This is a genomic window from Streptomyces inhibens, assembly GCF_003389455.1.
GTDB lineage: Bacteria > Actinomycetota > Actinomycetes > Streptomycetales > Streptomycetaceae > Streptomyces > Streptomyces inhibens.
Map to the genome: position 1 here is coordinate 1 of NZ_QUAC01000130.1, position 11,082 is coordinate 11,082.

Annotated in this window: 13 protein-coding genes; 7 read left to right on the forward strand and 6 right to left on the reverse strand. The window is 69.7% G+C overall.

Annotated elements, in window-relative coordinates; translation table 11 throughout:
- Positions 1–25: 25 nt before the first annotated feature.
- Together DY245_RS16845 and DY245_RS16850 are read right to left on the reverse strand one after the other, a co-directional pair.
- Complete coding sequence (locus tag DY245_RS16845) at positions 26–1,204, reverse strand: UDP-N-acetylglucosamine--N-acetylmuramyl-(pentapeptide) pyrophosphoryl-undecaprenol N-acetylglucosamine transferase (RefSeq protein ID WP_128508077.1); 1,179 nt, start codon at positions 1,202–1,204, stop codon at positions 26–28.
- 60 nt (positions 1,205–1,264) lie between these two features.
- A complete protein-coding gene (locus DY245_RS16850; protein WP_128508078.1) occupies positions 1,265–1,813 on the reverse strand; it encodes a flavoprotein in 549 nt (182 codons plus the stop codon).
- A gap of 116 nt (positions 1,814–1,929) precedes the next feature.
- Between DY245_RS16850 and DY245_RS16855 the strand changes: the two genes are divergently transcribed.
- The 5 genes from DY245_RS16855 (at position 1,930) to DY245_RS16870 (ending at position 5,172) form a co-directional block, all read left to right on the forward strand.
- Complete coding sequence (locus tag DY245_RS16855) at positions 1,930–3,114, forward strand: helix-turn-helix domain-containing protein (protein WP_128508079.1); 1,185 nt, start codon at positions 1,930–1,932, stop codon at positions 3,112–3,114.
- Positions 3,115–3,259: 145 nt separating this feature from the next.
- Positions 3,260–3,496, forward strand: coding sequence for a hypothetical protein (locus DY245_RS16860; RefSeq protein ID WP_128508080.1), 237 nt, complete (start codon positions 3,260–3,262; stop codon positions 3,494–3,496).
- Complete coding sequence (locus DY245_RS16865) at positions 3,493–3,783, forward strand: hypothetical protein (RefSeq protein WP_128508081.1); 291 nt, start codon at positions 3,493–3,495, stop codon at positions 3,781–3,783. The genes DY245_RS16860 and DY245_RS16865 overlap by 4 nt, the downstream gene beginning before the upstream one ends.
- Before the next feature lie 67 nt (positions 3,784–3,850).
- Positions 3,851–4,003, forward strand: coding sequence for a hypothetical protein (locus DY245_RS44440; RefSeq protein WP_181923722.1), 153 nt, complete (start codon positions 3,851–3,853; stop codon positions 4,001–4,003).
- Positions 4,000–5,172, forward strand: coding sequence for a methyltransferase domain-containing protein (locus tag DY245_RS16870; RefSeq protein WP_128508082.1), 1,173 nt, complete (start codon positions 4,000–4,002; stop codon positions 5,170–5,172). Before DY245_RS44440 ends, DY245_RS16870 begins: the two co-directional genes overlap by 4 nt.
- Positions 5,173–5,383: 211 nt before the next feature.
- Here DY245_RS16870 and DY245_RS16875 read toward each other — a convergent pair whose 3' ends face one another.
- Entirely contained in the window at positions 5,384–5,842 is a 459-nt protein-coding gene (locus DY245_RS16875; RefSeq protein ID WP_244943088.1) for a winged helix-turn-helix transcriptional regulator, read from the reverse strand.
- A gap of 92 nt (positions 5,843–5,934) precedes the next feature.
- Here DY245_RS16875 and DY245_RS16880 point away from each other — a divergent pair, with 92 nt between their 5' ends.
- A complete protein-coding gene (locus DY245_RS16880) occupies positions 5,935–6,774 on the forward strand; it encodes an SDR family oxidoreductase (RefSeq protein ID WP_128508083.1) in 840 nt (279 codons plus the stop codon).
- A 623-nt stretch (positions 6,775–7,397) separates the two neighbouring features.
- Here DY245_RS16880 and DY245_RS16885 read toward each other — a convergent pair.
- A complete protein-coding gene (locus DY245_RS16885) occupies positions 7,398–8,195 on the reverse strand; it encodes a phosphatase (RefSeq protein WP_128508084.1) in 798 nt (265 codons plus the stop codon).
- Positions 8,196–8,420: 225 nt separating this feature from the next.
- Here DY245_RS16885 and speB point away from each other — a divergent pair, with 225 nt between their 5' ends.
- Entirely contained in the window at positions 8,421–9,407 is a 987-nt protein-coding gene (gene speB / locus DY245_RS16890) for an agmatinase (RefSeq protein WP_128508085.1), read from the forward strand.
- Between the two features lie 141 nt (positions 9,408–9,548).
- Here speB and DY245_RS16895 read toward each other — a convergent pair whose 3' ends face one another.
- Together DY245_RS16895 and DY245_RS16900 are read right to left on the reverse strand one after the other, a co-directional pair.
- The gene (locus DY245_RS16895) at positions 9,549–9,932 is read right to left on the reverse strand and encodes a WXG100 family type VII secretion target (RefSeq protein WP_128508086.1); all 384 of its coding nucleotides are present in this window, start codon (positions 9,930–9,932) and stop codon (positions 9,549–9,551) included.
- Positions 9,933–10,128: 196 nt separating this feature from the next.
- A partial coding sequence (locus tag DY245_RS16900) for a helix-turn-helix domain-containing protein (RefSeq protein ID WP_147318345.1) occupies positions 10,129–11,082 on the reverse strand: 954 nt, incomplete at its 5' end.

Here is an 11,082-nt window from a genome sequence, read left to right on the forward strand (position 1 = left end):
CGTAACCCCGCGGCTCGCGCCCGGGTCAGCCGGACGCGGCGGACAGGAGCACGTCGACGAGCCTGTCCGCCGCGTCCGGCCGGCCGTGCACCCGGGCCCGCTCCGCCATCGCGGCCCGTCGCGCCGGGTCGGTCAACAGCGGGGAGAGAGCGTCTTGCAGTCGCTCCGCGGTGACGTCCCCGAGCAGCGCGACGGCCGCGCCCGTCTCCTCCAGGTGCCGCGCATTGTGCGCCTGCTCATTCCCTGCCGAGGATGCGAGCGGCACGAATACGGCCGGCTTGCCGAGGGCGGTGAGTTCAGCGAGCGTGCCGGCGCCGCTACGGGAGACCATGACGTCGGCGAGCGCCAGGACGTCGGGGAGCTCCGGGCCGACAAACGGGGTGAGGTAGTAGCGGCCCGCGAGCTCGGCGGGCAGCGCCGCCGTGTGCCCGCGCAGAGCCTCGACGTTCGCCGGCCCGCACTGGTGCACCACGTTCGCGCGCTCCAGCAGCCACGGCAGGGCGTCCCGGATCGCGTCGTTGATCTGCTGGGCACCCTGGGCACCGCCGGTGACGTAGAGGGTCGGGAGCCGCCGGTCGAAGCCGGTCACCCCCAGCGTCGCGACCGCCCTGTCCGCATGCCCCGTCAGCACCTCCGGCCGCACCGGGTTACCGGTGACGACCGCGGAGGAGCGCACGGACTCCGGCAGAAGCGGCAATGTCGACTCCGACGACACGGCGATACGCGCCGCCGAGCCCGCCAGCTTCCGGTTCGCCAGCCCGAGGCGCACCGTCTGCTCGTGCAGAACCAGCGGGCGCCGGCACATGCGCGCGGCGAGCCCGGCAGGGACGGCAACGTACCCGCCCGTGGCCAGCACGACATCCGGCCGGAACTCGCTGATGATCTTCCGCGCCTGGGCGACACCGAGCGGCACCCGCGCCATGTCCTTGACGTTGGCCGGGCTGACCATCTTGAGCGGGTTCGCGGCGCGGCGAATCTTGCCCGTCGCGACTGTCTTGAAGGGGATGCCCTCGGCCGGGGCGACGCGTGCCTCCAGCCCATCAGGGGTGCCGATCCAGAGCACGTCGAGCGCGCGGCCGTCCGCCGCCAACCGGGCCTGCAACGTGCGGACCGCGGTCAAGGCGGGGTAGGTGTGGCCACCGGTACCTCCCCCCGTGACGATCAGGCGGAAGGTGCGCGGGAGACCGGAAGCAGGTTCGTTCACGCCGCGCACCCTACTGGCCCCCGGCCCCCGACGGCCGTCCCGACCTGGTTTTGGCGGCCCTTACGGCGTTACGCGGACGACACGCGTCGCTTCAGCCATCGCCAGTTGCCACGGATAGCCCTCCGGGCGTCCCTTGCCCGGCTCGTTCGGCTCGAAGCCGCCGGGCCCGTACAACACCGATACGCCGGCGCCACGCAGCGTTGCCACTGACTGGTCGAACTGCGGATGTTGCACGTATGCGGTGTTCACGCACGGCATCGCAACCGTCGGAATGCCTTTGCCGATGCCCTCGGCAACCACTCCGACCACGAAGTGGTGTGTCAACCCGAGCGCCCATGCGTTGATCGAATTGAAGGTGACCGGCGCGAACACGATGACGTTCGCTGGAGGCCACACATCAGGCTCGGCCGGTTGCTTGTACTCGGATCGGACCGGGTGCCCTGTCAGCTCTCCCAGCAGTGGCACCTCGCTGTCGAGCCACCTGGCCGCTGTGGGAGTCAATCCGACACATACGTCGAATCCAGCTGTCCGGGCGCTGCGGGCCACGTCGGCAAACTGCTGGACGGGCGGGGCGGCGGACCCGAACAGATAGAGCACGGGACGATTCATCACGCCATCCCACCACAGCCAACTGCCTTTGAACCGTGTGCATCAGGAGCGGAGCGTTCACCGGTGCTCCCCGCATGGGTACCGTTCCGAATGGCTGCAAGGGACTGGAGAGCAGTATGCCTTCACTGCACGATGACCACACGGGCGCACGCATCGCCCACACGCGCAAGGTCCGACGCTTGACCCAACGCGAGTTGGCCGACCTCTCACACGTCTCGTACAGCACGTTGACCAAAGTGGAGCAGGGAGTCCTGCCCGCAAGCCCTTCGGTGCTCGGTGTGTTGGCCCGTGCCCTTTCGGTGCCGGTGACGGAACTGACAGGGCAGCCTTACCTCGAAGAACTCCGCCAGGACCAGCTGGACGGCCTGATCAACCCCATTCGCGAGGCACTGAATATCTACGACCTCGGCCCCGACCCGGACGTATCCCCGCGCACGGTGGAGGAGTTGGAGGTCCATGCCGATCGGCTGTGCGCCATGGTGCGTGCAACGAACATCAAGCAGGCCGCCGCCGAACTTCCTGGCTTGATCCACGAGGCCACGACGACGGCCCACCTGAATGCCACGGACAGAAACTGGCGGCTGCTGGCGAGCGCATACCGCACCGCGTATGACGTGACGGCGAAACTGGGGTTCTCCGACCTGGGCATGGTGGCGCTTGACCGGATGGGCTGGTCGGCCGAGCGTGCCTCGGATGCGGTGCTCAGTGGAGTGCGTCAGTACATGCGTGGTGTGGCCTACCTGCGGGCGGGCGACTACCGCACCGGGAAGCGGCTGGTCCGGCTTGGCCTGACCGACCTGGATCAGGCAGCTCCTGGGCGTGTGCTTGACGCAGTAACTGGACAACTGCACCTGGGAGCCGCCGTTCTGGCGGGCCGCGACAAGGACAGGGATACCGCGGAGGGGCACCTTGGTGAGGCTCAGCGCATCGCGGAGCGGATCGGTCCGGCGGAGAAGGTCCACTGGCTGTCATTCGGGCCGACCAACGTGGGAGTTCACCGGGTCAGCGTGCTCGCAGAGCTGGACCTCTACCTGGAGGCGGTGCAGTCCGCGCAAGAGATCGCGATTCCGGACGGATGGCCCCCGTCCCGGCTGGCGCACCACCATGCCGAGGTAGCGCGAGCACAGATGTGGGCGGGACGCACGGACGCGGCATTCAAGAGCCTGCTGAAGGCCCGCAAAGTCGCCCCGCAGCAGACGCGGTACCACCCCACGGTGCGAGAGACGTACGCCGGTCTGGACTCAGCCAGGCGCAGGATGCCTGACACCTTCAGCAACTATGGCTCGTGGCTACGCATGTGACGTTCTGAAAGCCCATGGCCGGAGCTATCAGCGATGACTGATAGTTCCGGCCTTCTGCTGTCGGCACGCTGAGAGGGTCAGAAGACCCCCGCGACCGTCTTGGGACGGCCCGGGGGCATGACCAACCTGAGGAAAGCAGGTCGACATGCCGAACTGTATCGCCCGGATCTTCGAGTTGCTGTTGCGGCTGTTATTGCCCGCGCCGGGGCGTCATCGGTCGGAGGGTGCGTACCCGTACGTGTCCATGCCGCCGCGTACGGATCGGCCGCCCGTACGGTCGCGGCTGGTGCGCGTACAGATGGTGCGGGGCGAGGACACCGTCATGGTGCGCCCGTACGTCGGTTACCGGCCGACGCGCGGGGCGGAGGTGGCCGCGCGATGAGCGATTCGCAGACGACCACTCGCCTGCTGCCGTGGACGACCCCTGAGGGGAAGACCTGCTTCCTTGTGAGCGACGGCAAGGGGGCGGGCGGCCTCTCCCGTGTCGTGGACCGCATCGAAGCGGTCCAGCTCGACATGGCGGACGGGCTCCTCGATCACGCGGAGGACATGCTCAGTGACAACAAGGTGACAGAGAGAGAACTCCGCTTTCTCGGACACCAGTTGAGCGCCGCACTGCGAGACGTACATCGCGTCGCGCAGAGCAGAGGTGCGCGGCTGAGCCGGTGAGCCTGAGCGGTCCGGGTGGGTAGCAAGCACAGGGAACCACCAACTGAATGAAGGAGAGGAGCACGGGATGCGCATGCAGATCATCACCGCTGCCGATGGCGGGCAGCAGGGCGGAGGAGGAGACGGCGGGGACGGGCACCCCGGCCAGCCCTGGACGCCGCCTCCGCCGCCGCCCCCGGACGGTGACATGCCGCCCGGCGACGGGACGCACCGCAAGTGAGGCTCAACTCTCGGCAGGAGCACCGCGCCAGTGACGAGCTGGTGCGGTCCCTCCTCGAAGCAGGAGCCCTGACGCCAGATTGGGCGGAGACGTTCAGAGTCGTTCCGCGATCGATGTTCCTGCCGGATCTCGTCTGGGCTCACGACATGGCGACCGGCCGAAGTGTGTCCGTCTCCCGGAGCAACGACCCCGCAGGGTGGGAGCGGGCCGCGTACGCGAACGTCCCGCTCGTCACCCAGTGGGACGACGGGCAGCACACGGGTAGCGAGCCTGGGGCCGTGCCGACCAGTTCGGCGAGCATGCCGTCAGTCGTGGCCGCGATGCTGCGCGATCTGGACGTGAGCGACGGTATGCGGGTGCTCGAAGTCGGCACCGGCACGGGGTGGAACGCCGGACTCCTCGCTCACCGGCTGGGCGGCGGGAACGTGGTCAGCGTCGAGATCGACGAGGCGGTGACCGATCAAGCCCGAGGAGCGTTGCTGCGCGCCGGACTCCACCCCGAGACAGTCCACGGGGACGGTGGGGCCGGGTGGCCGGACAGGGCGCCGTATGACCGGTTGATCGTCACGGCAGGGGTGCGAGCCGTTCCGCCGCGTTGGTTGGAGCAGTCACGGCCGGGCGGGGTCATCCTTGTCCCCTGGGGCACCCACTACAGCGACCAGGACGCACTTGTCCGGTTGACCGTGCGGGAGGACGGCTCCGCGTCGGGTCCGTTCCTGCGCATGGTCGAGTTCATGAAGCTGCGGGATCAGCGCTTGGACTGGAACCTGTTCAGGGAGCACGTTCCGGAGTTCCCCGGCGACGCCGACGTCTCCCGTACGACGGTCGCTCTGACGGACCTGGGGGACCGCTACGAGCCCGCACGGTTCGTCATGGGGCTGTGTGTGCCCGACTGTGCCCAGGTCATCAACAGGTCGGACGGGGGGACTGCGAAGGCGTGGTTCTTCGATCTGACGAGCCGGTCATGGGCCGCCGCCGTGTTCCGCGGCGGCGAGCCGGACGCCACGGTCTACCAGTCGGGGCCGCGTCGCCTGTGGGACGAAGTAGAGGCGGCCCACCGATGGTGGGTCGGCCGGGGCGAGCCGGACCACACCCGGTTCGGTCTCACCGTCACGCCGGAGGGACAGCGGGTGTGGCTGGACGACCCGGCCGACTCCTGGGCCGTGTGACTGTGGGATCTCAGATTGGCTGGCCGAATCTCACGGCCGGTGGCCATTCCGTGGCCGATCGGCCACGGAACTTAGACTGGCTGGGCAGCCTGTTCACTCGTTGGAGTGAGCCACACGTGGGACAGGTTCTCCATGGACAGTGTCTTGGTGGCGCGGCCTTTCTGCCACTGGTCCGTGCTGGGAGTACGCACGAACCTTTCTGCCGTCACGGTCAGTGTTCGTCGTCGAGATGATGAAGCTGTTGAGGGCCTGGGGTGGTCAGCTGCTTCGCTTGACCTGTTGCGCTCAGCCGCTCCGTGGCGGACGCCCCGCTGGGTGCCAGCCGCTGTGTGATCCGGTCGAACAAGTCCGTCAGCGGCGCACCGACGTCCTGGCCGAACTCAGTCAGCCCGTAGGTGACTTGGGGTGGCGTCGTCGGCTCGACCTTCCGCCAGACCAGGTCGTCCTGGACCAGTGCGCGCAGTGTCTGAGCGAGCATCTTCTCGCTGATGCCCTGGATGCTGTCGCGCAGCTCGTAAAACCGAAGGTCGGTGCTCCGCAAGGAGATCAGCACCCAGATACCCCACCTGCTGGTCACGTGGTCGACCACGTCGCGCGCAGGGCAGTCGGTGTGAAACACCTCATACCGATTGCCCGCCTCGGCCTGCGTCAGCTGCGCACCTTCCCTCATGTCCGGAGCTTACCTCTGGGTATGTTCTTACGAAAAGTAAGCCTGCCTCCTAGCGTCAATTGCCGCAGTGCACAACGGACTAGGAGCTGAACATGATCGTGGTGACCGGGGCTACCGGGAATGTGGGCCAGCCTTTGACGCAAGCCCTGGCCAAGGCGGGCGAGCGGGTGACGGCGGTGTCACGGCATGCGGCGGCAATGCCGGACGGGGTCCGGCACGTGCCGGCTGACTTGGCCGAGCCGCAGGGCCTCACCCCCGCTTTGGACGGGGCGAAGGCGCTGTTCCTCCTGCTGTCCGGCGACCTGCACGCCCCCGAAGCCAGGCCGACCGACATTATCGACCTGGCTGCTGCCAGCGGGGTCCGCCGAGTCGTCCTGCTGTCTTCGCAGGGCGTGGCGACCAGGCCGCTCGGCCCGTCGCGGATCGCGATGCGCGCGGTGGAGGACGCGTTGAGAGAGTCCGGCCTGGACTGGGCCGTCCTACGACCGGGCGGCTTCGCCTCCAACGCCTTGGCGTGGGCGGAGTCCGTCCGCACGCAAGGGACGGTCGCCGCACCCTTCGGCGATGTCGGGGTTCCGATCGTCGACCCGGCGGACATCGCCGAGGTCGCGGCGGCCTGCCTGCTGGACGACCGGCACACCGGCGGAATCTTCGAGCTGACCGGGCCCGAGGTGATCACGCCCCGTCAGCAGTCGGAGGCCATCGCCGCCGCGCTCGGCTCGCCGGTGCGATTCCACGAACTCACCCGCGAGGAGGCCAAAGCCGCGATGACCCAGTTCGTGCCGCCGGAGCTCGCCGACGACACCCTGGACATCATCTCCGCCCCGAACCCCGCCGAACTGCGGATCAGCTCGGACGTGGAACGAGTCCTCGGTCGCGCTCCGCGCCCCTTCAACAACTGGGTCGCCCGTAGCATCGCCGCCTTTCGCTGAGGCACAACTCAGCTGAAGCGCCCGGGCAGCCTCGTGCGACTACGGCCGCACGGGGCGGCCCCGTAGCGTCACCGCCCACCACCATCCAAAACTCAAGAGCCGGAGCGACCTGACAGGGGCCTACTGGTCTCCTGCGCCGGAGATCCGTTGGCAGGAGCGGGCGAGGGAGTCGAGGATCGCATCGGCTGTTTCGGTCCAGGTGAACGGGGTCGAGTTCTCGTTCCACTGGCTTTACCCAGGCGCGGACGTCAGATTCCAGGGAGAGGGGCGATGTCCTGTGGATGGCCTTCTGCGGGCCAGCCGCCTGCTCCTCGTGGCCGGTCCGGAGATTCGGACGCAACCGTGAGACTGGCTGGCTTGGACACGGCGTGAGACACCGGGGCCAGCCGCAGCTCACAGCCTCTGAATAGGACACGAACCGCGAGAACCTACAGTGACGAACTGAACCGGCCCCGTCCGTGCGCTGTCCTCCGTGGCGTGGTGGGCGGGGCTTCCGCAGGCTCTGACCAGCCGCTGTGCCCCAGAGCTCGCCCTTACCCGGGATTCACCGCGCGGCCTTCGTTCCCGTGGAGGCGTCGAGCCGGGAGACAAGCCGCAGGGTTCGTTCGGCTCAGCCGGACCCCTCAGCCCAGCCCCGCCGCATCCAGCAGATAGGCGGTCAGCGGGTCGTAGTAGCGCGGGCTCAGGACATGGTCGTCCAGGGGGATCGTCACCTGTAGCGTGCCCTCGGCCTCGGCCAGGAACAGTGCCGGGTCGTTGGAGTCCGCGAAGCCCACCGCCTCGATGCCGCGCTGGGCCGCGCAGCCCGCCCAGCCGTGGTCGGCCATCACCAGATCCGGCTGCGGCCGGCCCTCGCGCTCCAGACCGTCCAGGATCGCGGCCATCGGCTCGGGGGAGTGGGTGTGCCACAGTGTCGCACCGCGCTCCAGCACCGCCACATCGGCGAACTGGAAGACCATGCCGTCATCCGCCCGCAGCCCGTCCGGGATGACGACGATCTCGCAGCCCTGCGCCCGCAGCGCCTGTGCCGTCGCGCGGTGCACATCGAGCAGCCCGCCCGGGTGGCCGGTCGCGAACAGCACCCGCTGCCGGTCGGCGGCCGCCTTGCGCAGCACCGCCGCCGTACGGTCCAGCGCGTCCACCGTCAGCTCCGGGTCGATGGTGTCCTGCCCCTGCCGGTGGTGCGGATCGTCGCTCACCCCGCAGCGCTCCGCCATCACGGCCAGCACATCCTGCTCGTCCGCCCAGCGGTCGCCGAACTCCAGGCCGAACCAGTAGTAGCGGTCGCCGTTGGCGAGTCTGCGGTAGTGGGAGAGGTTGTTCTCGCGGGGAGTGGCGACGTCACCGGCGATCCGGGTCCGTACGAGATGATCGACGAGTTCGGCGCGCGTGGGGGCGGCGGCTGCAGAGGCTATCGGCATAGCGCCATTGTGCCCGGACGCCTGTTCCGGGGCGGGGGAGTTCCGCAGCCCGGACACGGGAGTGCGGATGCCGGTGCGGGGACTCCGCGGCGCGGACATCCACGGCCGGCGGACACCGCGGCGCGGGCATCTACCGGCCCGCTGGACAAAATGTCGAATGCCCATAGCCAGTCCTCACGGAAATGTCCATGGGCCACACCGGCGGATGTCCCTACTCTCCCCCTTATGACCACCGCAGCCAGCGCATCCAACGAGCCCGTGGGCCCCGTCGACTCCTCCCGCATCCCGCGCTACGCCGGGCCGGCGACCTTCGCCCGTCTGCCCCGCCTCGACGAGGTCGGCGGCCGGGCCGATGTGGCCGTCGTCGGTGTCCCCTTCGACAGCGGCGTCTCCTACCGCCCCGGCGCCCGCTTCGGTGGCAACGCCATCCGCGAGGCCTCCCGCCTTCTGCGCCCGTACAACCCGGCCCAGGACGCCTCCCCGTTCGCGCTCGCGCAGGTCGCCGACGCCGGTGACATCGCTGCGAACCCCTTCAACATCAATGAGGCCGTGGAGACGGTCGAGGCCGCCGCGGACGACCTGCTCGCCTCCGGTGCCCGCATGATGACCCTCGGTGGCGACCACACCATCGCCCTGCCCCTGCTCCGCTCGGTCGCCAAGAAGCACGGCCCGGTCGCCCTGCTGCACTTCGACGCCCACCTGGACACCTGGGACACGTACTTCGGCGCCGAGTACACCCACGGCACCCCCTTCCGCCGCGCCGTCGAGGAAGGCATCCTCGACACCTCCGCGCTCTCCCACGTCGGCACCCGCGGTCCGCTGTACGGCAAGAAGGACCTCGACGACGACGAGAAGATGGGCTTCGGCATCGTCACCTCCGCGGACGTCATGCGCCGCGGCGTCGACGAGGTCGCCGACCAGCTGCGCCAGCGCATCGGCGACCGCCCGCTCTACATCTCCATCGACATCGACGTGCTGGACCCGGCCCACGCCCCCGGCACCGGCACGCCCGAGGCCGGCGGACTCACCTCCCGCGAACTCCTGGAGATCCTGCGCGGGCTGGCCTCCTGCAACCTGGTCTCGGCCGATGTCGTCGAGGTCGCCCCGGCGTACGACCATGCGGAGATCACCTGCGTGGCCGCCTCCCACACGGCGTACGAGCTGACGACGATCATGTCCCGGCAGATCGCGGCCGGCCGGCAGGGTCAGTAGGGCCAGTAGAGCCAGTAGGGCCAATAGGCACCGCGCCCGGGGTGTGCGGTCGATGGCCGGTACCCGGGCGAGGACCGGCCCCGCACGACGCCCGGCCCGCCACGGATTCCGTGGCGGGCCGGTCGTCGTCGGCGCCTCGGGTCAGGTGTTGGGCGCCTTGAAGCTGGTGATCAGCTGGCTCTGTGCCTCGGCGTTGGCCACGTGCTGCTTCATCAGCGACTCGTTGAAGTCCTCGTCGGCCTGGTGGTTGTCGGCCATGGTGTTCAGGGCGCCGCCGATCTCCTGGAGCTTGGCGGCCAGATGTCCCATCGACTCGTACATACCGTCGCGCAGGCCCTCGTAGACCACGCCGAACTTCTCGCCGATCTCGTCATCGCCCCACGGCGGGGTGTCCTGGCCCTCCAGGCCGGTCAGCGTGTTCTTCAGTTTCTCCACCTGGGTCTGGTAGCGCTGTCCGACGTTGGTGAAGTCCTTGCCCCCGCTTTTCAGCGACGGGATGTCCGCCTGCAGTCCGTCTCCGGCCACAACTTCCCCCGATCAGGGTGCCCGTGGTGTCGTATGGCACAGCGTCCAGCAAAGTTTAGGCACGCTCGCCCGTATTGCCTCAAGGTGTGGACTGTCACAAGGCCGTCACCGATGGCGGGGAGCGCGGGATTCCCGCCCTCCCCGCCCAAGTTGCTGAGAACAGGGCGCATTTGGCGATACGTCAGGATGCCGGCACTCACGCCTGGGGGGCGGCGCCGTCTCGGTCGAGGGAGGAGCCGTCCCGGTCGAGGGAGCGGAGGGCGAACCACAGCTCCATGCGGACGTCGGGGTCGTCCAGATCGGCGTCGAGAAGCCCGGCGATACGGGCGATGCGCTGGCGGACGGTATTGCGGTGGATGCCCAGGGCCGTCGCCGTACGGTCCCAACTTCCGTGCAGCGAGAGCCAGTTGTGGAGGGTGGCGAGGAGGGGCGGGGAGTCGGCCAGCGGGGCGAGCAGGGCTTGGGCGTGCTGCCGGGCGTCCGCGGGGGCGACGAGGGAGGCGATGCCGTGGGGGCCCGGGGCGCGATGGCGTACGAGGGAGGTGCGGCGGGCCAGGGCGCGGCGCAGAGCGGTGGCGGCGTGCCGGTCGGCGGCCGGCAGCTCCTCGACCGGGACGGGTTCGCTGACGCCGAGCGTCCAGCCGGGGTGCGCGGTGACCTTGCGGCCGGCCGGGACCAGGGCCCGTAGGACGGGGGCCGTCGCCGCCCCGGCGTCCGGCTCCGAGGCGATGAGCGAGGTGCCGAGGGCGGCGGCCAGCGCGGTCGGCGACTCCGTCGTGTCGCGGCGCCGCTCGGCGTGTACGACGGTCCAGAGCGGCGGCCCGAGGAGCGCGGCGACCTCGGCCGGGCGGGCGCCGAGGAGCAGGCGGACCAGGGCCGCGGAGTGCTCGGCCTCGGCCGGGCCGCGGTCGGCGGCCGGGCCGGTGATCAGGGAGAGAAGTACGGCGGCGACGCCCGCGATGGCATGCGCGGGCGGGTCGTTCGGGTCCGCGGCGACCACCAGGGCGAGCGCCGGGCGGCGGGGGTCGCGCCCCGTCAGGGCGTATGCGGACAGCTGTGTGCCGGGGAGCGTATCGGTGGCCGAGGACGGGCCGCCGGCGCCGACGACCTGCGCGAGCCGGTCGGCCGCGGCCCGGACGGCGGCGGTGGG